The following is a 25,485-nucleotide window of genomic DNA, read 5'->3' on the forward strand; positions in this document are numbered from 1 at the left end:
CCATTCGCGGTGAAACTCACCGATGTAGCACCAGCGATGAGGGCGGGGCGAGGGCAGTTGTTGCCTCGCCTTCGTCGTGACCAAGAACTTTTATAGCAACTCAAGGATCCCAACATGATCACAGCGGTTGAACTCGGCCTGATTTATGCCGTGATGGCCCTCGGGGTGTACCTCACCTTCCGAATTCTCAATTTCCCCGATCTGACGGTGGACGGCTCGTTCACCACCGGCGCTGCCGTCGCCTCGATTAGCATCGTCAACGGGATGAACCCCTTCTTGGCCACCGCGTTGGCCTTCCTGATCGGCGCGGTCGCCGGCGTGATTACCGGTCTGCTGCACACTAAGGGCAAGATCGATGGCCTGCTGGCCGGTATTTTGACCATGATCGCGCTGTACTCGATCAACTTGCGCATTATGGGTAAAGCCAATGTGCCCTTGCTGGGCGAGGACACGCTGATCAGCCCGCTGCGCACCGCCGGGATCTTGGGGACCTGGACCTCGGTGGCTTTGATGTTCCTCGGCTGCCTGGTGGCCGTGGCCATCGTCGTCTGGTTCCTGCACACCCAACTGGGTATGGCCATGCGGGCCACCGGTGACAATGAGGAAATGATCCGTTCCTTCGGGGTGAGCACCGATAACCAAAAGATTCTGGGGCTGGCCATCTCCAACGGCTTCGTCGGACTCTCCGGCGCGTTGATCGCCCAGTTCCAGGGTTTCGCCGACATCGGCATGGGTATCGGTTTGATTCTGATCGGTTTGGCTTCGGTGATCGTGGGTCAGGCGATCTTCTCGCAGCGCTGGATCTGGTTGGCCGCGCTGGCCGTGGTTCTCGGTGCGGTGATCTACCGTCTGGTGATCCAGTTCGCGCTGATGGCCGGCCTGGAGGTCAACGACATGAAGCTGATCTCCGCGGTGCTGGTGGTGGTGGCCTTGCTGCTGCCGAAGTGGAAGGGCTTCCAGAAGCTGGTCAGAATGTTTAAGCGACCAGAGAAGACCGAAATCGTGGATACCACCAAGGATGCGCAGGTAGGTAGCAATGCTTGAAATTACTAATCTTTCACGCACTTTCTTCCCCGGAACGGTCAATGAGCGCAAGGCACTGCGCAATATCAACCTGAACTTGGCCGCCGGGGAGTTCGTCACCGTCATCGGTTCCAATGGTGCCGGTAAATCTACGGTGCTGAATATGGTGGCCGGGAAGCTGCAACCCGATGTGGGAACCGTGAAGATCGCTGGGAAGGATGTCACCCGGCTGGCCGACTACACCCGGGCACGGTTCGTCGGACGCGTATTCCAGGACCCGATGGCAGGGACCGCACCGACCATGAGCATTGAAGAGAACATGGCCTTGGCGTGGGCCCGCGGCAAGTTCCGCGGGCTGAACCTGGGGGTGACCCCGAAGAAGCGTGAGCTTTTTGTGGAGGAACTGGCCAGCTTGGAACTCGGGCTGGAAAACCGCTTGAAGACCAAGGTTGGGCTGCTCTCCGGTGGTCAGCGTCAGGCCTTGAGCCTGTTGATGGCGACCTTCTCGCAACCCAAGATTCTCCTGCTCGATGAGCACACCGCGGCGCTGGATCCGCAACGCGCGGCCTTGGTCTCCCGGCTGACCAATGAAATTGTCGAACGCCACCAGCTGACCACGCTGATGGTGACCCACAATATGGAACAGGCCTTGCAGCTGGGGACCCGGCTGATCATGATGCACGACGGACGGATCATTCTGGATTTGAATCAGGAAGAGAAGTCCCGGATGACCGTGCAGGGTCTGCTCGATGAATTCGCGAAGATCAAGGGCGCACAGCTGGACGATAAGACCATGCTGCAGTAACCACCGCAGCGCATTGCACCGCAGGCTCCACACCAGAGATGGTGTGGAGCCTGCGGTGTTTTTGTTCGCGGACGGTGGTTCGTGGCCACCGCCGTGTCTCGGCCTGGCCACCGCCCTGTCTAAACCTAGCCGAGCGGCCACGGGGTGCGCGCGCAAGTCACGCTGGTCGTGCACCCGTTCGCTGCTCGGGCACACTGATGACTTATGGACACTTCTCAAGCTTTGCTGAATGCCGCACGGGACAAGATCCGCACCCGGTTGCCGGAGGCATAGTACGCGGTGGCTGCCGCGGTGTTACTCGATGACGGGTCAATACTGAGCAGCATCGGTTTGGACAATATTAACGCCGCGGCCAATCTCTGCGCTGAAACCGGTGCGCTGTGCGAAGCGTTCAACCGGGATCGGCGGGTGCTCGCCAGCCTTTGCGTCGTTCGGCAGCTGGGCGTCTCGGGTGATCGGGTGTTGGCACCGTGCGGGATCTGTCAGGAACGCTTGGCGCTCTGGGGCCCGGACGTCTTGGTCGGGGTGGCCGATCCCGGCGCAGCGGACGGCTGGAGCATGAAAACCCTGTCCGAGGTCAACCCGTTCTATTGGGCTGCCGAATTTGCGCGCGAGGGGGCTTGGCCGAGCGCCGCGCAGCACAGTGATTAACAAAAAATTGCAGGTCCTGAGCTGACTCAGGACCTGCAATTGGGCTGGTGCCCTCGAAAGGAATCGAACCTTCGGCCTTCTGCTCCGGAGGCAGACGCTCTATCCACTGAGCTACGAGGGCGGACGCATTAGCGACAGAGAAGAGCTTATCAGGTTGGGGCACCGGTTACGCAAATCGAGGGCGCGGTGATTAACCGAACAGCAAATTCGGCGATGACTAGCGCCGTGGCCATGTCACGAGCGGGCAGGAACGGGCGGTGAACCGTTATTCTGTTAAGCGTGACTCCTGAAGAACTCTCCGCAGCCATATCCGCATGCCTCACCCAGGCCGTAGCAGACGGTGAAATCTCGGTCGAGATTCCCGATTCCGTGCGGGTTGAGCGACCTAAGAGCCGTGAGCACGGTGACTGGGCCACCAACATCGCCCTCCAACTGGGCAAGAAGGCCGGCATGGCGCCGCGCGACCTTGCCAACCTGCTGGCCGCTCGGCTCAGCCACGTTCCCGGGGTGGGTTCGGTGGACATCGCAGGTCCGGGCTTTTTGAACATTACTCTCGATGCGGCCGCCGCCGGTGAACTGGCCCGCAGCATCGTCGAGGCCGGGGCACAGTTCGGGCACAATGCCGCGCTGAGTGGGCATGTGGTGAACATGGAATTTGTGTCCGCCAACCCCACCGGCCCACTACATATTGGCCACACCCGCTGGGCCGCCTTGGGGGACGCGATCGCTCGTGTGCTGCGCGCCTCGGGCGCACAGGTGACAAGCGAGTACTACATCAACGACGCCGGCAACCAAATGAACGTCTTCGCCCGCTCGGTGTACAACCGCATCCACGGGCTGCCGGTCCCGGAGGGTGGCTACCCGGGGGAGTACATCAAGGAACTTGGCGAGGTCATCCTGGCCGAGAACCCGGAACTTGCCCAGCTGGAGGAGGCCGAAGCCATCCCCGCGATGCGCGAAGCGGCGTACCGGGCGCAGATGGCAGACATCAAGCAGACCTTGGCCGACTTCGGGGTCAGTTTCGACGTGTTCTTCTCCGAGACCGACCTGCATGAGGGCGGGGCGGTGGCCGACGCCGTGGCCCGGCTGCGCGAGCAGGGTCACATTTTCGATGACGGGGGCGCGGTCTGGCTGCGCACCACCGACTTCGGCGATGACAAGGATCGCGTGCTGATCCGCGCCAATGGCGAGCCAACCTACTTCGCCGCGGATGCCGCCTACTACCTGTCCAAGAAGGACCGCGGCTTCATCGAAAAGATCTACCTGCTGGGCGCGGACCATCACGGTTACGTCAACCGGCTCAAAGCCATCGCCGCCTGCGCCGGGGATGACAAGGATGCAAACATTGAGGTGCTGATCGGGCAGCTGATCTCGGTCAACGGCGCCAAGCTCTCCAAGCGTGCCGGCAACATTATTGAGCTGCGTGATCTGATTAATTGGTTGGGTTCGGACGCGTTGCGCTATTCGCTGGCGCGCTACCCGGCCGATTCGCCGATCTCGCTGGATCCGGAGCTGCTGAAGAAGAACACCAACGACAACCCGGTGTTCTACGTGCAGTACGCCCACGCCCGTTCGGCCGCCGCGGCGCGCACCGCCGCCGAACGTCAGGTGGTGCGCGATGCACAGACCTTTGACGCCGCGCTGCTGACCCACGCCACCGAAAACGAGTTGTTGGCCATGCTTGGGCAGTTCCCCTCGATCGTTGCCTCGGCCGCAGAACTACGCGAACCACACCGCATCGCCCGCTACCTGGAACAGGTGGCCGGTGCGTACCACTCCTGGTACGCCGCCTGCCGGGTGACCCCGATCGGGGAAAATCCGGTGGAGCCGATCCACGCCACCCGGCTGATGTTGAACGATGCCACCACCACCGTGCTGGCCAACGGGTTGAACCTGTTGGGCGTCACTGCTCCGGAAAGGATGTAACGCGATGACCGCTTCACCTCTTGCCCCTAACTGGTTGAGCTACCCACAGGACGTCAATCAATTGCGCGCCATTCAGTGGCCGGCGGGGGTGGGCCGCGACAGCGAAGGTGAACTCACCGTGCAAGGACTGCGGGTGAGTGACCTGGCCAAGGAATTTGGTACCCCGGTCTTTATTCTCGACGAGAATGACTTCCGCGCCCGCGCCGCCGAATTCAAGCGCGCCTTTGATACCGCCTTCGCTGAGCTGTGCGGTGGGGTGGATGTCTACTACGCCGGGAAGGCGTTTTTGTGCACCGAGGTGGCCCGCTGGGTCACCGCCGAAGGTTTGCGGCTAGATACCTCTTCCGGTGGGGAGCTGGCCGTGGCCCAGGCTGCCGGGGTGCCGGCCGAAAACCTGTCACTGCACGGGAACAATAAGTCGGTGGCGGAGATCGCGCGCGCCATCGAACTGGGCGTGGGTCGCATCGTGGTGGACTCACTGGATGAACTTGAACGGGTGTCGGTGCTGGCCCGCAAGACCGAAACCAAGGCGAATGTGATGCTGCGGTTGACCCCCGGGGTGCACGCCTCCACCCACGAATTCATCGCCACCGCCCATGAGGATCAGAAGTTCGGACTGTCGATTCAGCCCGGAACCTCGGGCATCTCCCCGGCGCTGAGCGCCATCGGCTTCGCCGCGAAGCACGAGTGGATTAACCTGCTGGGGTTGCACGCGCATATCGGGTCGCAGATTTTTGAGGCCGACGGTTTCGCACTGGCCGCCCAGAAGATGCTGGCGGTGATCGCCGACGCCAAGGAACGTTTCGACGTGCAGCTGCCGGAGCTGGACTTGGGGGGCGGCTACGGGATTGCTTATACCGAGGTCGATGAGCCTTCCACCGCCGAACGGATCGCCGAGCAATTAGCTCAGGTAGTGGGGGACACCTGTGCGGAACTGGGTCTTCAGGTGCCGCGGATTTCCATCGAACCGGGCCGCGCCATTGCCGGTCCGTCCACCTTCACCCTCTACGAGGTGGGGGTGCGCAAGGACGTGCATGTGGAAGACGCCGAAGGCAACACCAATCCGCGCCGCTATGTTTCGGTCAATGGGGGGATGAGTGATAACGCCCGTCCGGTGCTGTACGACGCGGATTACACCGCGGTGCTGGCCAACCGTGTGACGCAAAGCGAAGCAATTATTTCCCGCGTAGTTGGGAAACACTGCGAGTCAGGTGACATAGTCGTACGAGACGTTTACCTGCCCGAGGATGTGTCCTACGGGGATTTGCTAGCTGTTCCGGCAACCGGCGCGTACTGCTGGGCGCTGTCGAGCAACTACAACTACCTCACCCGTCCGCCGGTGGTTGCCATCAAGGATGGGCAAGCTCGCCTGATCGTGCGCAGGGAAACCGAATCCGATTTGTTGGCCCGCGACATGGGAGTTTAAGTGAGCGGTGTGAAAAGCCTGAAAATCGCGCTATTGGGGTGCGGTACGGTCGGTGCCCAGGTGGCACGAATCTTGCTGGAGGACCAGACCGAAATTACCGCTCGCAGCGGTGCCCAACTGGAATTGATCGGTATCGCGGTACGCAATCTGTCCGCGCAGCGTGATGTGCAATTGCCAGACGGGCTTTTCACCACCGACGCCGAGGCGCTGATCGATGCGGCCGACGTGGTCATCGAACTACTTGGCGGGTTGGATCCGGCCGGCGCGTACATCGCCCGGGCCCTAGAGCGTGGGGCGAGCGTGATCACCGGTAATAAGGCGCTGATCGCCGCCGAGGGGGCAACCCTGAACGCGTTGGCTGCCGCGAACGGTGCGCAGCTGCGCTACGAAGCCGCGGTGGCCGGAGCCATCCCGATTCTGCGCCCGATCGCCGACTCGCTGGCCGGGGACCACATCACCAAGGTGATGGGCATCGTCAACGGCACCACCAACTTCATCCTCGACGCCATGGATTCCACCGGGGCAGCCTTTGACGATGTGCTCGCCGAAGCGCAGGCACTGGGATACGCCGAAGCCGACCCGACCGCCGACGTGGGCGGCCACGACGCCGCCGCAAAAGCCGCGATCCTCGCCTCACTGGCCTTCCACACCACGGTGAACATGGATCAGGTGCACTGCCAAGGAATCACCGAGATCACCGCCGCGGATGTGAGCGAAGCGCGCAAGACCGGGTACGTGATCAAGCTATTGGCTATTGCCGAGCAGACCGAGGCCGGGATTTCGGCACGCGTCTACCCGGCGCTGCTGAAGCGCGACCATCCCTTAGCTAGTGTGCGCGGGGCCTTTAACGCGGTTTTCGTCGAAGCCGAAAACGCCGGCGATTTGATGTTCTACGGGGCCGGGGCCGGGGGAGCGCCCACCGCCAGCGCGGTGATGGGCGACGTGGTTTCCGTGGCCCGGGTACTGGCCAGCGGTGCCAGCCTGCCTGCCGCCTCACAGCTGCGCGAACCGGTGCTCAGTGAGTTCACTGAAGTCACCACCCGCTACTGGGTGGGTCTGGCGGTCAACGACCAGCCCGGGATGCTGGCCCGGATCGCTTCGGTATTCGCCGAGCACGGGGTCTCCATCGAAGCCATGAACCAGTCGGCCGCCGAATCCGGGACCGCCCAGTTGCGTATCCTCACCCATGAGGGTTCGGAGGCTGCGCTGAGCTCCACCGTCAGCGCACTGGAAGCCCTAGACACCGTCGCATCCGTAACATCCGTACTTCGAGTTGAAGGAAACTAACGTGGCCCATCAGTGGCGCGGAGTCATCCGCGAATATGCCGACCGCCTGCCCGTGACCGAAAACACCCGGGTGATCACCCTGGGTGAGGGTGGTACCCCGCTGGTTTACGCTCCGGCGTTGAGCGAAAAGACCGGCAATGAGGTGTACCTGAAGGTTGAGGGGATGAACCCCACCGGATCCTTCAAGGACCGCGGAATGACCATGGCGATCACCGCAGCGGTGGAAGCCGGAGCCAAGGCCGTGGTGTGTGCCTCCACCGGTAACACCTCGGCCTCTGCCGCGGCCTACGCCACCCAGGCCGGGCTGAAGTGCGCCGTCTTGGTGCCCGAAGGCAAGATCTCGATGGGCAAAATGTCCCAGGCGATCGCCCACGGCGCGGACATCATCCAGATCAATGGCAACTTCGATAACTGCCTTGAGGTGGCTCGGAAGCTGAGCGAAAACTACCCGGTGTTCCTGGTGAACTCGGTGAACCCGGCCCGCATCGAAGGCCAGAAAACCGGTGCCTTTGAGGTCGTGGATTTCTTGGGCGACGCCCCGGACTACCACCTACTGCCCGTGGGTAACGCCGGAAATATCACCGCCTACTGGAAGGGCTACCAGGAGTACGCCTCCGCATACACCAACACCGCCGGGGTGGAGTTGGCTGCAGTTGCCAGCAAGACCCCGATCATGTGGGGTTTCCAGGCCGAAGGGGCTTCCCCCATCGTCAAGGGCCACCCCGTGACCGAACCAGACACCATCGCCACCGCGATTCGCATCGGTAACCCGGCTTCTTGGCAGCAGGCTGAAGCGGCTCGCGATGAGTCCGGTGGGCTGATCGACTCGGTCACCGACACGGAAATTCTGGCCGCACACCGCTGGCTCTCCTCCCGTGAAGGCGTGTTCGTGGAGCCTGCCTCGGCAGCTGGGGTCGCCGGGCTGCTCAAGCACCACGCTGCGGGCAACGTGCCGACCGGTAAGAAGATCGTGATCACCGTGACCGGTCACGGTCTGAAGGACCCGGATTGGGCGTTGCAGAAGCTGGACGGCTCCGCAGTCACCCCCACCAAGGTCGACTTCGACGTGTTGGCCGTCGCCAAGGCGCTGGACCTGGCCTAAAAAGCAGAAAATACCCTTGTCCGATGCCCGTCTAAGGCCAGCACACCAGCGGTGTGCGAGGTCTTTGGCGGGCATCGGCCGCATTGAGAACTAGGACTAATGACAGCTTCGATCGCTCTGGGCCAATCCCTGCGTGTTGCCCCGCCTGCCACCTCAGCGAACCTCGGACCGGGTTTTGACTCCTTCGGGTTGGCCCTCGAATTCCGTGATGAACTGCGCATCCGCACCGTGCAGCACACTCAGGTGGTGCTCACTGGCGAAGGTGCCGAGAACCTGCCACGCGATGAATCGCACTTGATCATCGCCAAAATGCGGGAATACTGGGCGGCGCGCGGCTTTGCCCCGGTCGGAATCGAACTCCAAGCGGTTAACCGGATCCCGCATGCCCGCGGGATGGGCTCTTCCGCCGCGGCGATCGTGGCTGCCTATGCTGCGGCCGACGCCCTGCTGCCGGAAGCGGCGCGCGGGGGAACCGAAGCGATCTTCCAGGCCGCCGCAGCCTGGGAGGGCCACCCGGACAATGTGGCTCCGGCCGTGTACGGCGGGTTGTCGATTTCCTTCACTCGCGCCGATGGGAGCTTCGCCGCAACCCAGGTGCCGGTTCATGAGTCGGTGCGCGCGCTGGTGGCGATCCCGGCCAGTGGGTTGTCCACAGAGGTGGCCCGCGGAGTGTTACCCGAGGCGGTTCCGCACGCTCAGGCCGCCGCGAACTCGGCACGGGCCGCGCTGCTCATCCACGCGCTGAGCCATGAGCCGAACCAGCTGTTGAGCGGAACCGAGGACTTCTTGCATCAGTCCTATCGGGCCGCGGCCATGCCCGAAAGCACCGCGCTGATGCAAAAATTGCGCGCGGCCGGGATTGCCGCGGTGATTTCCGGGGCCGGACCGACCGTGCTGGCGCTGGTGTCGAACAGTGCGCAATTGGCCGCCGCCGGTGAGCTGGTGGGAAGCTTTGACCGGGATTCGTCGGTGTCTTGGCGCTACGAAATTCCCGCCATAGCGACATCGGGTGTTAGAGTAGAAGTGCTGTAACGCTCAGAGCGGGTCGGGAGTTTGAACGCCGTCTGGTTGAAAAACTCCTGTTGACAGTATTTCTCAAATCTTTTCGGTGTAATCATGAACGGATTTGTCATTTTTCCCGCATCTTTTTCGCTGTTTACAGCAAGCTAGTTTGATATCCCACATTCATACACAGCCTCGTGTCGTCGAGATATCTCGCTTTTCAATCCACCGTTCGGACGCTTGCGGACATGTATTACCTCACAAGCCCCGACGCAGATGGTGCGACAGAGCACCCTATTCTGGGGCGTCGCACCCCTTATACGGCACAGTGGGTCGGTTAGACCGACCCGCCCCAACCAGTCAGAAGGAACATTCGTGACCGAAACCACGAGCCTCTCAGAAGGCGTGGAGAACAAGACTTCCACCAAGAGCGCCGGACTGGCATCCCTGAAGATGGTGCAGCTGCAGCAGCTGGCCTCTCAGCTTGGCATCACCGGCGGCTCGCGACTTCGCAAGGCCGAACTGGTTGCCGCGATTGCAGACCACCAGCGTGGCGGCGCAGTAGCTAAACGCGAAACCAAGCCAGCCGATGCCGCTGCCGAACCAGCAAAGAAGCCAGCGAGCACCCGCAGCACCAAGGCTGCCGCTGCAGAAGCTACCGAGCAAGGCGAGCAGGAGCCTGCCACCCGCACCCGGCGGACCACCAAGGCCGCCCCAGCCGAGGCCAGCACCGAAGAAGCTGCGGCACCGGCTGCCGAGGAGAAACCAGCCACCCGCACCCGTCGCACCTCCCGCCGGGTCACCGATTCGGGCAAGGTCGGCGAGAGTGCCACCGCGGAGCAGGCCAGCTCAGCTCAGGCCCCCGCAACCCCAGTAGCAGCCGGTGAACCCAGCGCTACCAGCGAGAACCCCAGCGAAGCCGAGAAGCAGCCAGCGACTCGCACCTCACGCACGCGTCGAACCAGCACCCGCAGCAGCGCCAGTGAGGCCACCACCGAATCGGCCGCAGCGACCGAAGCGAAGACCGAGGACGAGACGGAAAAGGATGCGAGCCGTGAGGAGCGCAGCCGGAACCGCAACGACCGGAACCGTTCGCGTAACTCGCGTCGCACCGAGACCGCAGAGTCGGCGCCGGCTGCCGAGGAATCGGAGCAGAACGAGGAAGCTAGCGCACCGACCGAACGCAGCGAGCGCAGCGATCGGGGACGTGGACGCAATGGCCGTCGCACCGAGCAGCAGGACAGCACTTCTGAGGATTCCACCGAGTCCGATGCGCAGTCTTCCTCCGATCGTCATGACCGGAACGATCGCAATCGCAACCGTCGGGACCGTAACCGCGACCGCAACGAGCAACAGGATAGCAACTCCGAGGATTCGACCGAGTCCGATGAGCAGTCCTCCTCCGATCGCCATGACCGGAACGACCGCAACCGCAACCGTCGGGACCGCAACCGTGAGCGCAATGAGCGCAACCAGGATCGTAACGACCGCAATAACCGCAACCGGCGTAACCGCCGCGGGGATAACGACGAACCGCAGCTGAGCGAAGACGATGTGCTGCTGCCGATCGCCGGCATCCTGGATGTGCTGGAAAACTACGCGTTTGTGCGCACCAGCGGTTACCTGCCGGGCAATAACGACGTGTACGTCACCCTGGGCCAGGTCAAGAAGTACAACCTGCGCAAGGGCGATGCGATCGTCGGCGCGATCCGCCAGCCACGCGAGGGTGAAGCACCGAACCCACGCCAGAAGTTCAATGCACTGGTTCAGCTGACCTCGGTTAACGGCAAGAAGCCCGAGGACAACAAGGAACGCGTCGAATTCAACAAGCTGGTTCCGCTGTACCCGACCGAGCGTCTGCGCCTAGAAACCGAAGCCAAGAAGATCGGTCCACGTGTGATCGATCTGGTCGCACCGATCGGCAAGGGTCAGCGTGGTCTGATCGTTTCGCCACCCAAGGCCGGTAAGACCCTGATCTTGCAGTCGATCGCCAATGCGATCACCATCAACAACCCGGAAGTGCACCTGATGATGGTGCTCGTGGACGAACGTCCCGAGGAAGTCACCGACATGCAGCGCACCGTCAAGGGTGAGGTTATCGCCTCCACCTTTGACCGTCCGGCCGATGACCACACCACCGTGGCCGAACTGGCCATCGAACGCGCCAAGCGTCTGGTGGAAATGGGCATGGACGTTGTGGTGTTGCTGGACTCGATGACCCGCCTGGGTCGCGCCTACAACCTGGCCGCCCCCGCCTCGGGCCGCATCCTCTCCGGTGGTGTGGACTCCGCCGCGCTGTACCCGCCGAAGCGTTTCTTCGGTGCCGCGCGCAACATCGAAAACGGTGGCTCGCTGACCATCCTGGCCACCGCCTTGGTGGAGACCGGGTCGAAGATGGATGAAGTGATCTTCGAAGAGTTCAAGGGCACCGGCAATATGGAACTGCGCCTGAGCCGTCAGCTGGCCGAAAAGCGCATCTTCCCGGCCGTGGACGTCAACGCTTCCTCCACCCGTCGTGAGGAATCGCTGCTCTCGGGCGACGAGGTTCGCATCATGTGGCGGTTGCGTCGCATGCTGGCCGGGCTGGATACCCAGCAGGCGCTGGAACTGCTGACCAAGAAGATCCGGGACACCGAATCCAATGCGGAGTTCTTGATGCTGGTCAACAAGACCACCCCGCAGCAGAACTAGCAATACGCACCCCAGTGACGTCCAGCTACACGGTTCAACCGTGCGGCTGGACGTCACTGGCACTTGAAAGCACCTACAATCTTTGTGAAGGCTTTTCGCTCACCGAGACGCCACCGATCCACGTATCGAAAGAAGTACCGCCACCATGTTCGAATCCGTCAAGTCGCTACTTGAGGAACACGCCGATATCCAGGCGCAGCTTTCCGACCCCGCCGTTTACGCAGATCAGGGGCGTGCCCGAAAGCTCGGCCGCCGTTCGGCGCAGCTCAACGGCATCGTCGAAGCCTACAAGCGCTGGAATCAGGCGACCGAGGACCTGGAGGCAGCCAGTGAAATGGCCGACGAGGACCCAGATTTCGCCGCCGAGGTGGAAGAACTGCAGGAACAGTTGCCAGAGCTGGAAGAGAAGCTGCGCCGCCTGCTGATCCCACGTGATGAAAACGATTCACGCAACGTGATTCTGGAAGTCAAGGGTGGCGAAGGTGGCGATGAGGCGGCACTGTTCGCCGCCGATTTGCTGCGCATGTACACCCGGTACGCGGAACACAAGGGCTGGAAGGTGGAGATGATCTCCTTCAACGAGTCCGATCTGGGTGGCTACAAGGATGCCCAGGTCGCCATCAAGGGCAACTCCAATGACCCGGCCGAAGGCGTCTACGCGCACCTGAAGTTTGAAGGTGGCGTGCACCGTGTGCAGCGTGTCCCGGTCACCGAATCCCAGGGCCGGATTCACACCTCGGCCGCCGGCGTGCTGGTGCTGCCGGAAGTTGATGAGCCCGAAGAAGTAGAAATTCACGCCAATGACTTGAAGGTGGACGTGTATCGTTCCTCCGGTCCTGGCGGCCAGTCGGTGAACACCACCGACTCCGCGGTGCGCCTGACCCACCTTCCCACCGGCATTGTGGTGGCGATGCAGAACGAAAAGTCGCAGATTCAGAACCGTGAAGCGGCCATGCGCGTGCTGCGTTCACGTCTCTTGGCACACCAGCAGGAGCAGATCGACGCCGAGAACTCCGCCCAGCGTGCCAGCCAGATCCGCACCATGGACCGTTCGGAGCGCATCCGCACCTACAACTACCCGGAGAACCGCATCGCGGATCACCGCACCGGCTACAAGGCTTATAACTTGGATGCGGTCATGGACGGGGAACTGGGTCCGGTGATTGACTCGTGCATCGCGATGGATGAGGAAGAGCGGCTCGCCGCGCTGGGTGAGAACTAAACCATGAAATTCGCCGAGGCGCGCGCGAACGCCGAGCAGGTGTTGGCCGCCGCGGCGGTTCCCACCCCGCGGGTGGATGCCGAACTCTTACTGGCCTATGTCATCGACGCTGACCGCTCGGCGGTGCAGCTCGGTGAATTGCTCGGTCGCGAGCTGGCTGCGCAGCAGCACCAGCACTTTAGCGAACTGGTCACCCGGCGCGCGGCGCGCATTCCCTTACAGCACCTCACCGGGCAGGCGCACTTTCGCCAACTCACCTTGGCGGTAGGCCCCGGGGTGTTCATCCCGCGCCCGGAAACCGAGTCGGTGGTGCAGATCGGTCTGGACTTCATCGGCGCGCAACAAGGTGCTCGGGTTGTGGATTTGTGTTCCGGGTCCGGAGCCATCGCCGCGGCGCTGGCCACCGAACTGCAGGCACCGCAAGTGTGGGCCGTGGAATTATCCGAGGACGCCATCGGCTACACCCGCATAAACTGCGAACCCCACGGGGTCACCGTGCTCCAGGGTGATGCCGGGGCAGTGGACCCGGCACTGATTGAACCGGGCAGTATCGATCTGGTCGTCAGTAACCCACCATATATTCCACCCAACGCCGTGCCGCGCGAGATCGAAGTGAAGGATCACGATCCGCCGCTGGCGCTCTATGGTTTAGGCACCGATGGGTTGCAGGTTCCGCGTGCGGTGGCCGCCCAAGCCCTGCGCCTACTCAAGCCTGGAGGCTTGTTTGTGATGGAGCACGCCGAGGTGCAAGAGCACCCCGCCGCACAGCTGCTGGATATGGTGGGCTTTGAAAAGGTCACCGGGCATTTAGACCTGACCGGACGGCCACGCGCCACCAGCGGCCTAGCCCCGAAAAAATAATCGATCATGAAAGAATAGGCATCGTGAGCTCACGATTTGATGTCAGCAACGAAAGTGAACGCACCGCGGGAATCACCGCGGCACGTTTCGCGCTACAAAATCAACGCTGTGTTGTGCTACCTACCGACACCGTCTACGGCATTGGCGCCGATGCCTTTAGCGCCCAAGGGGTGTCGATGCTTTTGGCCGCCAAGGGCCGCTCACGCACTATGCCGCCACCGGTTTTGATCGCTCAGCTGGCCACCATGGACGGGCTGGCCACCGACATTCCCGAGGCGGCACGCGCCTTAGCCGAGGCTTTTTGGCCCGGGGCGTTGACCCTGATTCTGCACGCCCAACCGTCGTTGACCTGGGATCTGGGAGAGACCAAGGGGACGGTGGCACTGCGTGTGCCCAATGATGCGATGGCATTAGAGCTGCTCGGGCAGACCGGCCCGCTAGCGGTCTCCTCGGCCAACCGCACCGGCAACCCGGCGGCGCTGTCGGCTGAAGCGGCCGAAGCTCAGCTGGGGGAGTCGGTGGATGTTTACCTCAGTGATGGCGAACGCGGCACCGGGGAGCAAACCCTGGCCTCGACCATCGTGGATGCAACCCTGAGCCCACCGCGGGTGGTGCGCCAAGGGGCGATCAGCTTAGCGGAACTGCGCGCCGTGGTCCCGGAAATTCTGGGCTTCGGAGAGAGCACACCGAGCCAGGACGCATGAGAAGCTACGTTCTGCTGATCGCTTTCAGCTTTGCCGTCTCTTACCTGCTCACCCCGCTGGTGCGCAGCACCGGGGCGCGATTTATTGCCAACCAGCAGCTGCGCGATCGGGATATGCACAGTGTCCCGGTCGTGAAATTTGGTGGCCTGGCGATGATCGCCGCAATCCTTGCCGGAATTGGGTTAGCGAGTCAGCTCAGTTTTTTCTCTGGGGTTTTTTCCAACAGCGAATATATTCTGGCCATCGTCTGTGCCTTGCTCGTGGTGGTCATTCTGGGGTTGGCCGATGATCTGCGTGACATCAAGTGGTACTGGAAATTCGCCGGGCAGCTGTTGATCGGGCTGATCATCGCGCAAAGCGGGATCGTGATCAAGGCCCTGCCGGTAGGTACCTGGGCGATCGACTCCGAGCTCATGCAACACCTGGTCACCATGGGGTTGATCGTGCTGACCATGAACGCGATCAATTTCTCTGACGGTCTGGACGGGTTGGCCGCCGGGCTGACCGCGATCGGTGCGGTGACCTTCTTCCTCTACTCTTACGTACTGACCACCCATGTCAGCGCCCAAGACTATGCGAATCTCGCGGCCTTGCTCTGTGCGGTGCTCTTCGGGGCGTGTCTGGGGTTCTTGCCGCATAACTTCAACCCGGCGAATATTTTCATGGGGGAGACCGGGGTGCTGGCCCTGGGGCTGATCCTCTCGGTATCCACCATCTTGGTCACCGGTGACGTGCAAGGTCTGGAAGCCCACCGCTTCCGCAACGTGCCAGCCTATATGCCCATGGCGCTACCGCTGGTGATCGTGTTCTTCCCGGCGCTGGATTTGTTGCTCTCGGTGATCCGCCGGCTCTCCAAACGCAGCTCGCCCTTCAAACCGGACTCGCTGCACATCCACCACCGGATGTTGGCCCAAGGGCACTCGGTACGTAAGAGTGTGCTTTTGCTTTACCTTTGGGCATTTCTGGTGGCCGCCGGTGTGGTGCTCATCGCATTTATTCCGCTGCAGTTGTTAATTCCATTGTTCATTTTGTTGCTCATCGGGGCCGGCATGCTGACATGGTGGCCGATTGTTTCGGGACGTTACGCCTCATTAACTCAACGCTTTAAACGCCGGTGAATTACCCCGCTTCTATCTCGTGTAGAATTTAGTGTGGATCTTCTGCCGCGAGCTTTCGAGTGGGCGGCAAAAGACAGTTTTCACACAGCACGAGGTCCAGGTAGACACTGCCCGATGGACGTAACGCAAAGGACTGACATGCCACAGACTTCCGGCTCCGGCCACGTCTCGGCATCGAAGGCCCCCGATTCCATCTGGATGCCCGTACTGGGTAAGTCATTGCTGTATGCATTGTTGGCAAGCACCGCATTTTTCCCGATTTCGTGGTTGATTGCCGATATTGCCTACGCAAGCTCCGGGCTTCTGGCTGCAGCGTTGGTGATCGGTTTCTTCGCAATGGGCTTGCTCGTTGCCGAGGGAGCCGGACGGATCCGTCGAAGCTGGGCCATGCCCGCGTTTCTGGCAGCTTTCATTCTGAAGGTATTCGGTCTGGCGTTCGTGTTGTTGTCCTGGGGGTTGCCCGGCTGGGCAAACACTCAGGGATTCATCCTAGGGTCGGCCATCTCTTTGGTGGCGTGGCAGGTCGGCGAAATTCGTGCCTTCTCCAAGGCGCGACTAGCGATTTATCACGAGAATTAAAGCGATCGGCCTACGGTACTGAATGTCAGTACCAGCCCCCGAGTTTGATAGGCTGTCTTCGGGTCATTTTTGAGGTGGCTGCAGATGATGCAGCGGCCAAGGAAAATATGCCTCCACGCATCATCGGAGGTAGCAGCGTGTCAGCGCGGATACGACAGTAAATCCTGCGCTGAAGTGCGAGCCCGATAGATCTTTTTCTACACGGTGAGAGGCAGTTACGCCAGTCACCGCCTTTTGCCCGTGACCGCTACTGCAGAGAGGACAGCGCGTTGATCGCGTTTGCGCTCCCAATGGCCTCAAGTGAGGGCGGATTTGTCCCGCCAACCGTATCCGATGCCCACCTGCCAGATATTTTCCCCTGGTTTGCTGAGTACGGCACCGGTGTCGGCAAGCAGATGATCATGATCGTACTGTCGATCATTCTCATCACCTGGTTCTTCACCGCGGCTATCAAGAATCCGAAGCTGGTTCCCGGAAAGATGCAGTACCTCGCGGAGAGCGGCTACGCTTTCGTGCGCAACGGCATCGGCCGCGACATCATCGGCGAAAAGAACTTCCGCCCCTGGGTCCCGTTGCTCTTCGCAACGTTCTTCTTCGTCCTATTGAATAACCTCTTCGGTGCTATCCCGTTCTTGCAGCTTCCGTCGTTCTCACACGCCGGCTCTGCATACGCGATGGCAATCATCATCTACGGCACCTGGATTGGTGTGGGTCTGAAGAATCACGGCCTGCGCTACTTCAAGCTGGCAGTGACCCCTTCCGGTGTACCGGGCTGGATCATGCCACTGATGATCCCGTTGGAGATCATCTCGAACTTCATCGTTCGCCCACTGACGCACTCGCTGCGTCTGATGGCAACGATGTTGGCCGGTCACATCATCGTGATGCTGGCAGCTTCCGGTGCCCGCTACCTGATCACCGTCCAAGAAGGGCTTGCCTACAGCGGCCTGGGCGTCGGTGTGATTATCGGTTCGGTAGCGATGTACTTCCTGGAACTGTTGATCATGTGCCTGCAGGCGTTCGTTTTCGCCCTGCTGACCGCGATCTACATCCAGGGTGCACTCGACGCCGACGCGCACTAGGTCATTTAGTCTCAACCAACCATAGATTTTCCCTACTCCACCAGGGAATACCTCACAACCTACCGAAAAAGAACTCGGTATCTTGAAAGGAATAAACAAATGCACGGCTCCTTGAATATGATCGGCTACGGCCTGGCTGCAATCGGTTCGGCAATCGGCGTGGGTCTGATCTTCGCTGCCTACATCAACGGTGTGGCACGTCAGCCAGAAGCACAGCGCATCCTGCAGCCAATCGCCATGCTTGGCTTCGCACTGGCTGAAGCACTGGCCATCTTGGGCCTGGTTTTCGCTTTCGTCGTCGGCGCCTAGTCTCTTCGCCAATGTAGTGGCCCTGCCACTATGCGTAGGGCCCATACATCAAGCGAAACTAGTAGATAAGGAAAAGTGAGAATGAACAGCACAGATTTCATCCTCGCTGCGGGCGAAGGTGCAAACCCGCTGTTGCCAAACCCGTGGGAAATTCTCGTCACGGGCGTAGGCTTCGCGGTTCTGCTCTTCATCGTCATCAAGGTCATTGCTCCAAAGTTTGAGCAGGCTTATGAAGACCGCGTAACCGCGATCGAAGGCGGACTAGAAAAGGCCGAGGCCGCGCAGAAGGAAGCAGAGGAGACCTTGGCACAGTACAAGGCTCAGCTTCTGGAAGCACGCACCGAAGCCAACCGCATTCGTGAGGAAGCACGTAGTGAAGGTGCTCAGATCCTTGCCGATCTGAAGGCTAAGGCCAGCGACGAGGCCGCTCGGATTACCGAGCAGGCACAGCGTCAGATTGAAGCCGAGCGCTCCAGCGCCCTGGCATCGCTGCGCAGCGACGTTGGCTCCTTGGCAACCGAGCTGGCTAGCAAGATTGTTGACGAGGCACTGCAGGAAGATGCTCGTTCGCAGCGCGTAGTTGACCAGTTCTTGGCCGACTTGGAAAATCAGCAGGCAGGTGCATCGAACTAATGGCAAGTGTATCGAGCGAGTCATTGGCAAAGGCCTTGGAGTCCTTGGAACCCAAGCTTGCGCTAGCAACCCTTGACCTTTCCAAGGAACTGTTTGCGGTTCTGGAAGTTCTGGATAACAATTCCGGTCTTCGCCGCGCACTGACTGATCCGGCCCGCGAAGCCGCCGAAAAGGAAGCCCTGCTGGCTTCACTGCTGCACGGGAAGGTCTCGGCTGATACCGAGGACACCCTCAAGCAGTTGGCTTCCGCTCGCTGGAGCTCGGAACGCGACATTAGCGATACGCTGGAAACCTTGGCCGTTATTTCGGTAGCAGCCGTGGCTGAACAGCAGGCCAATAAAGCGGGATTGGACAAGCTGCAGAAGGACCTGTTCGACTTCACCGAGGTCGTATCCGCAAGTCATGAGCTACAGGCTGCACTGACCGATGCCCAGGCACCGGCCGAATCCAAGGCCACCTTGGCCAGCAAGCTGGTTCCGGGCGCTTCGGCCCCGGCACAGTTGCTGATTCGTCAGGCGGTCACCGCACCGCGAGGTCTGAAGCCGGTTCGTCTGGTTGAGCGATTCATGGAACTGGTGGCCAAGCGTCAGCAGCGCTGGATTGCACAGATCGTTAGCTCGCGGGAGCTGACTACGTCGCAGGTGGAGCGTTTGGAAGCCAGCCTGAATAAGCTTTACGGCCGCGATTTGAAGATCAACGTCTCGATCGATCCTGCATTGGTCGGTGGCTTGATCGTCAAGGTTGGTGACGACATTGTCGACGCCTCCGTGGCAACTCGTGTGGCCGATTTGCGCCGCTCCCTGGCAGGCTAGGACTCCACCTACCGGTGGGGTCCAGCCTTCCAGGACCACTACAGACTTCAAACACATCAGATCCGTTGCTTAGCCTACGGATCATAATTTAGGAGAGCAGGGACTGCAGATGGCCGATTTGACCATCAACGCTGATGACGTCCGTAATGCCCTAAACGAGTTCGCAGCGTCCTACGAACCGGGCAAGGCATCGCGTACCGAAGTTGGACGCGTCATTACAGCGAGCGACGGCATTGCAAAGGTGGAAGGTCTTCCTTCCGTCATGGCAAACGAGCTGCTTCGTTTCGAAGACGGCACCCTGGGCCTGGCCCAGAACCTCGACACCCGCGAAATCGGTGTTGTGATCCTCGGTGACTTCACCGGCATTGAAGAAGGCCAGAAGGTCGAGCGCACCGGCGAGATCCTCTCGGTTCCAGTGGGCGACGGCTACTTGGGCCGCGTGGTTGACCCACTGGGTGAGCCAATGGACAACCTGGGCCCGATCGAGTCCGAGGGCCGCCGTGCTCTGGAACTCCAGGCACCTGGTGTGACCCAGCGTAAGAGTGTGCACGAGCCACTGCAGACCGGTTTGAAGGCCATCGACGCGATGATCCCTATCGGTCGCGGCCAGCGCCAGCTGATCATTGGTGACCGCCAGACCGGTAAGACCGCCATCGCGGTTGACACCATTCTGAACCAGAAGGCTAACTGGGAATCCGGCGACGTCAACAAGCAGGTTCGCTGCATCTACGTCGCAGTGGGCCAGAAGGCTTCGACCATCGCCGCCGTGCGTCAGACCCTGGAAGAGCAGGGTGCGCTGCAGTACACCACCATCGTGGCGTCCCCAGCATCTGACCCAGCAGGCTTCAAGTACCTGGCACCATACGCCGGCTCGGCCATCGGCCAGCACTGGATGTACGGTGGCAAGCACGTTCTGATCATCTTTGATGACCTGTCCAAGCAGGCCGAAGCTTACCGTGCCGTGTCCTTGCTGCTGCGTCGTCCGCCGGGACGTGAAGCCTACCCAGGTGACGTCTTCTACCTACACTCCCGTCTGCTTGAGCGTTGTGCCAAGCTCTCCGACGAGCTGGGCGCAGGTTCGATGACCGGTCTGCCGATCATTGAGACCAAGGCTAACGACGTGGGCGCGTTCATCCCGACCAACGTTATTTCGATCACCGACGGTCAGATCTTCTTGCAGTCCGACCTCTTCAACGCCAACCAGCGTCCAGCTGTCGACGTGGGTATCTCGGTTTCCCGCGTGGGTGGCTCGGCTCAGGTCAAGGCCATGAAGAAGGTTTCCGGTACCTTGAAGCTGGAACTGGCTCAGTACCGCGATATGCAGGCCTTCGCCATGTTCGCTTCGGATCTGGATGCCGCTTCCAAGCAGCAGCTGACCCGTGGTGCACGTCTGATGGAACTGCTCAAGCAGGGTCAGTACACCCCGTACCCGGTTGAAGAGCAGGTCGTTTCGGTTTGGGCCGGCACCAACGGCTACCTGGACGATGTCCCAGTGGAAGATGTGCGCCGCTTTGAGTCGGAGTTCATCGACTACCTGCGTCACCGCACCGAGGTGCTGACCGTGATCGGTCAGACCGGCAAGCTGGAGGACGAGACCGTCGAGGCCATGAAGGGCGCAGTCAGCGACTTCAAGGCTGGTTTCTTCGGCGAGGGTGACAGCCAGCTGGTTGCCGCCGGTCATGAGGAGCACGATGCTCTTGACGCCGAGTCCGTCGACCAGGAACAGATCGTCAAGCAGAAGCGCTGACATTTTCCTTCGCGCAAGGAGTGTGGCAGCTGAACAAGTTGCCACACCCCTTGCCTAGGGAATAAGGAAAGGACACACATGGGAGCCCAGATTCGGGTCTACCGCCAGAAGATCAACTCGACCTCGTCGATGCGTAAGATCTTCAAGGCGATGGAACTGATCGCTGCATCCCGCATCGGCAAGGCACGTACCCGTGTCGCGGCGTCACTGCCTTATGCCAATGCGATTACCCGTGCAGTTACCGCCGTCGCGTCCCAGGCCGATGTCGATCACCCACTGACCACCGAGCCGGCGCAAATTCGCCGTGCCGCGGTCTTGGTAATGACTTCGGACCGAGGCCTCGCCGGGTCCTACTCCGCCAGCATTCTGAAGCAGGCAGAGCATCTCGTGGAACTCCTGCGTGAAGAAGGCAAGGAAGTGAAGACCTACCTGGTAGGCCGCAAGGCTCAGGCATACTTCGACTTCCGTTCACGCGAGTACGCCCGAGTGTGGACCGGGGAAACTGATTCTCCGCGTTTCGAAACCGCACGCGAGCTGCGCGAAGTTCTTCTCGAAGACTTCGCAACCGATTACGAGCAGGGTGGCGTGGATGAAATCCACGTCGTATACACCCAGTTCAAGTCGATGGTCACGCAGGAACCGACGGTCATCCGTCTGTTGCCGTTGGAGGTTGTCGAGGGTGAAACCGAGACTCCAGCCAACGAGCTGTTGCCACTGTACGAATTCGAGCCATCGGCAGAAGAAGTGCTAGACGCACTGCTTCCGCGGTACATCGATTCACGCCTGTTCAACGCTCAGCTACAGTCCGCGGCTTCCGAGCTCGCTGCCCGTCAGCGTGCGATGAAGGCTGCCGGCGATAACGCGGGCGAATTGATCAAGAAGTACACGCGATTGCTCAATAATGCCCGTCAGGCTGAAATCACCCAGGAGCTTTCGGAAATTATTGCCGGCGCCGACGCGCTGAGCAGCTAGACATCCGAAACCTCCGATCAGACAAGAAGTGAGAAAGATGACTGCCCAACTCAACGAGCAGGTTACCGCAGGGGCCACCGGTCGTATTGCCCGCGTGATTGGCCCGGTCGTGGACGTCGAGTTCCCTGCCAATAGCCTGCCTGCTATCTACAACGCACTGACCGCTGAGCTGACCCTCAACGGTGAAACCAAGACCATTACCTTCGAAACTAGCCAGCACCTTGGTGACAACCTGGTTCGTGCTATCTCGCTGCAGGCCACTGACGGCCTGGTGCGTGGCACCCAGGTGAAGGACACCGGCGCTTCGATCTCCGTGCCAGTTGGCGACGGGGTCAAGGGCCACATCTTCAACGTGTTGGGCGACGCCCTGGACGTTGATAACTCGGAGATCCAGGTCACCGAGCGCTGGCCAATCCACCGCCAGGCCCCGAAGTTCTCCGAACTTGAGGGTTCCACCGAAATGCTGGAAACCGGCATTAAGTCGATCGACTTGCTCACCCCATACATCAAGGGTGGAAAGATTGGTCTCTTCGGTGGTGCAGGCGTGGGTAAGACCGTGCTGATCCAGGAAATGATCACCCGTGTGGCACGTAACTTCGGTGGTACCTCGGTATTCGCCGGTGTGGGCGAGCGCACCCGTGAAGGTAACGACCTCTGGGTCGAAATGGACGAAGCCAACGTGCTGAAGGACACCGCCTTGGTGTTCGGTCAGATGGATGAGCCACCGGGCACCCGTCTGCGCGTGGCCCTGTCGGCACTGACCATGGCGGAGTACTTCCGCGATGTGCAGAACCAGGACGTGCTGTTGTTCATCGACAACATCTTCCGTTTCACCCAGGCCGGTTCCGAGGTGTCGACCCTGCTGGGCCGCATGCCTTCGGCCGTGGGTTACCAGCCGAACCTGGCTGACGAAATGGGTCTGTTGCAGGAACGCATCACCTCCACCAAGGGTCGCTCGATTACCTCGATGCAGGCCGTTTACGTGCCAGCAGATGACTACACCGACCCGGCACCAGCCGCGACCTTCGCACACCTGGACGCCACCACCGAACTGTCGCGTGAAATTGCTTCGCGCGGTCTGTACCCGGCGATCGATCCACTGACCTCGACCTCGCGCATCTTGGATCCGCAGTACATCGGTCAGGATCACTACGACACCGCCATTCGCGTGAAGGCGATCCTGCAGAAGAACAAGGAACTGCAGGACATCATCGCGATTCTGGGTATCGACGAACTGGGCGAAGAGGACAAGATCGTTGTATCGCGTGCTCGCCGCATCCAGCAGTTCCTGTCGCAGAACACCTACACCGCGAAGCAGTTCACCGGTGTTGAGGGTTCGACCGTTTCCATCAAGGACACCATCGAAGGCTTCAAGGCCATCTGCGATGGCGACCTAGACCACATTGCAGAGCAGGCGTTCTTCAACGTCGGTGGTTTGGATGACGTCGAGCGCCAGTGGGCTGAGATCCAGAAGGCCAGCAAGTAGCATGGCCGAGCTTCAGGTCGAAATCGTCGCAGCGGATCACTTCGTGTGGTCCGGTGCCGCGAAAATGGTCAAGGGCCGTTCAGTGGATGGTGAGATCGGAGTTCTGCCCGGTCACATTCCAACCCTGACCGTCCTTGCCGCGGGGGATCTGGAAATCGATCCGGTCTCCGAGGCTCGTTTCACGGTTCAGGTCGACGGGGGATTCTTCTCCGTAGACTCGGATCGCGTGGTCATCGTCGCCGATAACGCAGTGGTCAACGCAGCGTAGGCAGCATTGATCGAGATAACCGCACCAGTTCTGATTGCGTTGCTGGTCTTGGCCGGCATTGCAGCGTTCTACGGTGCCATGGGGGTGCGTCGCTTTCAACTGCGACGCACTCTGGGCACCTTCGATGTCTCCATTCGCACGCCCAAGGGGCGGTGGATGTTGTGCATGGGCCGCTACGGCGGAGCGCATTTGGATCTGTTGCGGTTTTTCTCTGTCTCCCCGATCCCCGCGGTCGTCATTGAACGCAAAGGATTGGATCTGGGAGGCTGGCGTGAGCCGGAAGATGATGAGCGCGGGCGGATCCCGCCGGGGTTCATTATCGTCACCCTGCTGCGCGGGGAAGAGAAGATCGAACTGGCCATGGCGTATCCGGATTACACCGGGTTTTCCGCCTGGTTAGAAGCCGGTCCGATCGCCGGTTCCTGGCAAATCTGAAAACCACAAAAAATAAACCTTCACCCACGGTGAAGGTTTATTTTTGTTAACCCAACGGTTTAGTCCACGGGTTGACCATTGCGCCACACCTGACGCAACTCTAGCTCGGGATCCAGCACCAGCAGATCGGCCACGAACCCTTGGTGCAGCCGCCCGGCCTCATCGGCCAAACCGATCAGCTCCGCCGGAACCTTGGTCGCCGAAACCACCGCCCGCACCAGCGGGACCCCGCTGGCCACGGTCTGTCGCAGCACCTGCAAGAGCGTGGCGGTACTACCGGCTAAGGTCGTGCCATTGTTCAGCATCGCCTGCCCGTTGCTGACCTGGACCGCCGCCGGACCTAAAATGTACTGGCCATCGGCCAAACCCGTGGCGGCCATCGAGTCACTGACCAGCGCGATATTCTTCGCACCCACCAGCGCAAAAACCATCCGCACGGTGTCATCGGCCAAATGCACCCCATCGGCGATGAGCTCGAGGATGGCGTTGTCATTGGCGGCTAATTCCAATGCGGCGGCCACCGGGCCGGGGTCGCGGTGATGTAGCGGTGGCATCGCGTTGAACAGGTGGGTGACGATCGGGCGTTCGGTAAAACCATCCACCCCCGCGCTTTCTAACTCTTCGCGGGCCTGTTCTAACGCTTGACGGGTTTGCGCGCTCGTGGCCGCCGTATGGCCCACGGCCGGGACGATGCCGTGGGATACCAGCGCTTCGATGAGCTCATCGGTTTCTTCCAGTTCCGGGGCGAAGGTCATGGTGCGCAGCTGACCACGCGCCGCCATCACCAGCTCGTCAACGAATTGTGGGTCCGGATCGGTGAGATACCCCGGATACTGGGCGCCACAGCGCTCGGGGGAGAGGAATGGACCCTCAGCGTGGATGCCGGCCAGCAACCCGGCTTCGGCGAATTCTGCCAAGATTTCACAGGCCTGCAGCATTTGGGTGGGATCGGAGGAGACCAGTGAGGCGATCACCGTGGTGGTACCCGAACGGTGGAGGAATTCGACCGCACGGGTCACCCCATCATGATCGGGACTGGAAAAGTCGCCACCGGCCGCCCCGTGGCAGTGGATGTCAATCAGCCCGGGAATCAGTAGGGAATCTTCCGGCACCGGATACTCGGTGTAGTTCGAAGCCTCGTCCCAAGCGTTAAAGTCATCCCGGTTGCCGGCAAAGGTGATGCGGTCGCCCTCGATGGCCAGAGCGCCATCGGAAACCTGCAGACCGTCGGAGACCAGCCGGGCAAAGAGTACGCTGCGCTGTGAGTTGCTCATAGGAACAGCTTAGGCATAGATCGGCTGCTTGTCTGTGCTTTCGCGCAGTCACGGTTTCCTCCTCGGCTCG

At 60.9% G+C, this 25,485-nt stretch carries 24 protein-coding genes and 1 tRNA gene; 23 read left to right on the top strand and 2 right to left on the bottom strand.

From position 1 onward, the window contains the following. Window positions 1–114: 114 nt before the first annotated feature. The 3 genes from ACQQZ8_RS05600 (at window position 115) to ACQQZ8_RS05610 (ending at window position 2,479) form a co-directional block, all read left to right on the top strand. On the top strand, window positions 115–1,044 hold the full coding sequence (locus tag ACQQZ8_RS05600) for an ABC transporter permease (protein WP_431711694.1): 930 nt from the start codon (window positions 115–117) through the stop codon (window positions 1,042–1,044). Beyond that, window positions 1,037–1,828, top strand: a complete 792-nt coding sequence (locus tag ACQQZ8_RS05605) for an ABC transporter ATP-binding protein (RefSeq protein ID WP_431711695.1) — start codon at window positions 1,037–1,039, stop codon at window positions 1,826–1,828. The genes ACQQZ8_RS05600 and ACQQZ8_RS05605 overlap by 8 nt, the downstream gene beginning before the upstream one ends. Window positions 1,829–2,107: 279 nt before the next feature. Further along, the gene (locus tag ACQQZ8_RS05610; protein ID WP_431711696.1) at window positions 2,108–2,479 is read left to right on the top strand and encodes a cytidine deaminase; all 372 of its coding nucleotides are present in this window, start codon (window positions 2,108–2,110) and stop codon (window positions 2,477–2,479) included. A gap of 45 nt (window positions 2,480–2,524) precedes the next feature. On the opposite strand, the gene ACQQZ8_RS05615 is transcribed toward ACQQZ8_RS05610, so the two are convergent. Continuing rightward, window positions 2,525–2,600, bottom strand: a tRNA-Arg gene (locus tag ACQQZ8_RS05615). 158 nt (window positions 2,601–2,758) lie between these two features. Between ACQQZ8_RS05615 and argS the strand changes: the two genes are divergently transcribed. The 20 genes from argS to ACQQZ8_RS05715 all read left to right on the top strand — a co-directional run bounded on the left by argS (window position 2,759) and on the right by ACQQZ8_RS05715 (window position 24,141). Beyond that, entirely contained in the window at window positions 2,759–4,405 is a 1,647-nt protein-coding gene (argS, locus tag ACQQZ8_RS05620) for an arginine--tRNA ligase (protein ID WP_431711698.1), read from the top strand. Between the two features lie 4 nt (window positions 4,406–4,409). Beyond that, window positions 4,410–5,831 carry a diaminopimelate decarboxylase gene (gene lysA / locus ACQQZ8_RS05625; protein ID WP_431711699.1) on the top strand — a complete coding sequence of 474 codons (1,422 nt, stop codon included), beginning with the start codon at window positions 4,410–4,412 and terminating at the stop codon, window positions 5,829–5,831. Continuing rightward, window positions 5,832–7,118, top strand: coding sequence for a homoserine dehydrogenase (locus tag ACQQZ8_RS05630; RefSeq protein ID WP_431711700.1), 1,287 nt, complete (start codon window positions 5,832–5,834; stop codon window positions 7,116–7,118). Between the two features lies 1 nt (window position 7,119). After that, window positions 7,120–8,220 carry a threonine synthase gene (gene thrC / locus ACQQZ8_RS05635; protein WP_431711701.1) on the top strand — a complete coding sequence of 367 codons (1,101 nt, stop codon included), beginning with the start codon at window positions 7,120–7,122 and terminating at the stop codon, window positions 8,218–8,220. A gap of 99 nt (window positions 8,221–8,319) precedes the next feature. Next, entirely contained in the window at window positions 8,320–9,252 is a 933-nt protein-coding gene (gene thrB / locus ACQQZ8_RS05640; protein WP_431711702.1) for a homoserine kinase, read from the top strand. Between the two features lie 345 nt (window positions 9,253–9,597). Beyond that, window positions 9,598–11,913 (top strand): transcription termination factor Rho, encoded by a 2,316-nt coding sequence (rho, locus tag ACQQZ8_RS05645; protein ID WP_431711703.1) that lies wholly within the window; start codon window positions 9,598–9,600, stop codon window positions 11,911–11,913. A gap of 145 nt (window positions 11,914–12,058) precedes the next feature. Next, a complete protein-coding gene (gene prfA, locus ACQQZ8_RS05650) occupies window positions 12,059–13,135 on the top strand; it encodes a peptide chain release factor 1 (protein ID WP_431711704.1) in 1,077 nt (358 codons plus the stop codon). 3 nt (window positions 13,136–13,138) lie between these two features. Further along, a complete protein-coding gene (gene prmC / locus ACQQZ8_RS05655; protein WP_431711705.1) occupies window positions 13,139–13,996 on the top strand; it encodes a peptide chain release factor N(5)-glutamine methyltransferase in 858 nt (285 codons plus the stop codon). 23 nt (window positions 13,997–14,019) lie between these two features. Beyond that, on the top strand, window positions 14,020–14,700 hold the full coding sequence (locus ACQQZ8_RS05660) for an L-threonylcarbamoyladenylate synthase (RefSeq protein ID WP_431711706.1): 681 nt from the start codon (window positions 14,020–14,022) through the stop codon (window positions 14,698–14,700). Next, window positions 14,697–15,818 (top strand): MraY family glycosyltransferase, encoded by a 1,122-nt coding sequence (locus ACQQZ8_RS05665; protein WP_431711707.1) that lies wholly within the window; start codon window positions 14,697–14,699, stop codon window positions 15,816–15,818. Before ACQQZ8_RS05660 ends, ACQQZ8_RS05665 begins: the two co-directional genes overlap by 4 nt. A 138-nt stretch (window positions 15,819–15,956) precedes the next feature. Next, a complete protein-coding gene (locus ACQQZ8_RS05670; RefSeq protein WP_431711708.1) occupies window positions 15,957–16,397 on the top strand; it encodes a hypothetical protein in 441 nt (146 codons plus the stop codon). A gap of 269 nt (window positions 16,398–16,666) precedes the next feature. Beyond that, complete coding sequence (gene atpB / locus ACQQZ8_RS05675) at window positions 16,667–17,479, top strand: F0F1 ATP synthase subunit A (RefSeq protein WP_431711709.1); 813 nt, start codon at window positions 16,667–16,669, stop codon at window positions 17,477–17,479. Between the two features lie 99 nt (window positions 17,480–17,578). Continuing rightward, complete coding sequence (locus ACQQZ8_RS05680; protein ID WP_265160083.1) at window positions 17,579–17,788, top strand: F0F1 ATP synthase subunit C; 210 nt, start codon at window positions 17,579–17,581, stop codon at window positions 17,786–17,788. Between the two features lie 81 nt (window positions 17,789–17,869). After that, window positions 17,870–18,421 (top strand): F0F1 ATP synthase subunit B, encoded by a 552-nt coding sequence (locus tag ACQQZ8_RS05685; RefSeq protein ID WP_431711710.1) that lies wholly within the window; start codon window positions 17,870–17,872, stop codon window positions 18,419–18,421. After that, window positions 18,421–19,233 carry a F0F1 ATP synthase subunit delta gene (locus tag ACQQZ8_RS05690; protein WP_431711711.1) on the top strand — a complete coding sequence of 271 codons (813 nt, stop codon included), beginning with the start codon at window positions 18,421–18,423 and terminating at the stop codon, window positions 19,231–19,233. The genes ACQQZ8_RS05685 and ACQQZ8_RS05690 overlap by 1 nt, the downstream gene beginning before the upstream one ends. A gap of 109 nt (window positions 19,234–19,342) precedes the next feature. Then, window positions 19,343–20,980 carry a F0F1 ATP synthase subunit alpha gene (gene atpA / locus ACQQZ8_RS05695; protein ID WP_431711712.1) on the top strand — a complete coding sequence of 546 codons (1,638 nt, stop codon included), beginning with the start codon at window positions 19,343–19,345 and terminating at the stop codon, window positions 20,978–20,980. Between the two features lie 78 nt (window positions 20,981–21,058). Beyond that, window positions 21,059–21,952: a F0F1 ATP synthase subunit gamma gene (locus tag ACQQZ8_RS05700; RefSeq protein ID WP_431711713.1), complete on the top strand. Its 894-nt coding sequence runs from the start codon at window positions 21,059–21,061 to the stop codon at window positions 21,950–21,952. Window positions 21,953–21,989: 37 nt separating this feature from the next. Further along, complete coding sequence (atpD, locus tag ACQQZ8_RS05705) at window positions 21,990–23,438, top strand: F0F1 ATP synthase subunit beta (RefSeq protein WP_431711714.1); 1,449 nt, start codon at window positions 21,990–21,992, stop codon at window positions 23,436–23,438. Between the two features lies 1 nt (window position 23,439). Beyond that, window positions 23,440–23,706, top strand: a complete 267-nt coding sequence (locus ACQQZ8_RS05710) for a F0F1 ATP synthase subunit epsilon (RefSeq protein WP_431711715.1) — start codon at window positions 23,440–23,442, stop codon at window positions 23,704–23,706. A 6-nt stretch (window positions 23,707–23,712) separates the two neighbouring features. Then, complete coding sequence (locus ACQQZ8_RS05715) at window positions 23,713–24,141, top strand: DUF2550 domain-containing protein (RefSeq protein WP_431711716.1); 429 nt, start codon at window positions 23,713–23,715, stop codon at window positions 24,139–24,141. Window positions 24,142–24,200: 59 nt separating this feature from the next. Here the strand turns inward: ACQQZ8_RS05715 and ACQQZ8_RS05720 are convergent, their stop codons facing one another. After that, window positions 24,201–25,415 (bottom strand): N-acetylglucosamine-6-phosphate deacetylase, encoded by a 1,215-nt coding sequence (locus ACQQZ8_RS05720; RefSeq protein ID WP_431711717.1) that lies wholly within the window; start codon window positions 25,413–25,415, stop codon window positions 24,201–24,203. Window positions 25,416–25,485: the final 70 nt, after the last annotated feature.

Origin of the sequence: Glutamicibacter uratoxydans (assembly GCF_050753455.1) — a bacterium.
Classification (GTDB): Bacteria; Actinomycetota; Actinomycetes; order Actinomycetales; family Micrococcaceae; genus Glutamicibacter; species Glutamicibacter uratoxydans_A.

Excerpts from the sequence above, each read along its gene's own strand:
- ACQQZ8_RS05600 (WP_431711694.1), top strand. The coding sequence starts at position 115 with ATGATCACAGCGGTTGAACTCGGCCTGATTTATGCCGTGATGGCCCTC.
- ACQQZ8_RS05605 (WP_431711695.1), top strand. The coding sequence starts at position 1,037 with ATGCTTGAAATTACTAATCTTTCACGCACTTTCTTCCCCGGAACGGTC.
- lysA (WP_431711699.1), top strand. The coding sequence starts at position 4,410 with ATGACCGCTTCACCTCTTGCCCCTAACTGGTTGAGCTACCCACAGGAC.
- thrB (WP_431711702.1), top strand. The coding sequence starts at position 8,320 with ATGACAGCTTCGATCGCTCTGGGCCAATCCCTGCGTGTTGCCCCGCCT.
- prfA (WP_431711704.1), top strand. The coding sequence starts at position 12,059 with ATGTTCGAATCCGTCAAGTCGCTACTTGAGGAACACGCCGATATCCAG.
- prmC (WP_431711705.1), top strand. The coding sequence starts at position 13,139 with ATGAAATTCGCCGAGGCGCGCGCGAACGCCGAGCAGGTGTTGGCCGCC.
- ACQQZ8_RS05665 (WP_431711707.1), top strand. The coding sequence starts at position 14,697 with ATGAGAAGCTACGTTCTGCTGATCGCTTTCAGCTTTGCCGTCTCTTAC.
- ACQQZ8_RS05670 (WP_431711708.1), top strand. The coding sequence starts at position 15,957 with ATGCCACAGACTTCCGGCTCCGGCCACGTCTCGGCATCGAAGGCCCCC.
- ACQQZ8_RS05680 (WP_265160083.1), top strand. The coding sequence starts at position 17,579 with ATGCACGGCTCCTTGAATATGATCGGCTACGGCCTGGCTGCAATCGGT.
- ACQQZ8_RS05685 (WP_431711710.1), top strand. The coding sequence starts at position 17,870 with ATGAACAGCACAGATTTCATCCTCGCTGCGGGCGAAGGTGCAAACCCG.
- ACQQZ8_RS05690 (WP_431711711.1), top strand. The coding sequence starts at position 18,421 with ATGGCAAGTGTATCGAGCGAGTCATTGGCAAAGGCCTTGGAGTCCTTG.
- atpA (WP_431711712.1), top strand. The coding sequence starts at position 19,343 with ATGGCCGATTTGACCATCAACGCTGATGACGTCCGTAATGCCCTAAAC.
- ACQQZ8_RS05700 (WP_431711713.1), top strand. The coding sequence starts at position 21,059 with ATGGGAGCCCAGATTCGGGTCTACCGCCAGAAGATCAACTCGACCTCG.
- atpD (WP_431711714.1), top strand. The coding sequence starts at position 21,990 with ATGACTGCCCAACTCAACGAGCAGGTTACCGCAGGGGCCACCGGTCGT.
- ACQQZ8_RS05710 (WP_431711715.1), top strand. The coding sequence starts at position 23,440 with ATGGCCGAGCTTCAGGTCGAAATCGTCGCAGCGGATCACTTCGTGTGG.
- ACQQZ8_RS05720 (WP_431711717.1), bottom strand. The coding sequence starts at position 25,415 with ATGAGCAACTCACAGCGCAGCGTACTCTTTGCCCGGCTGGTCTCCGAC.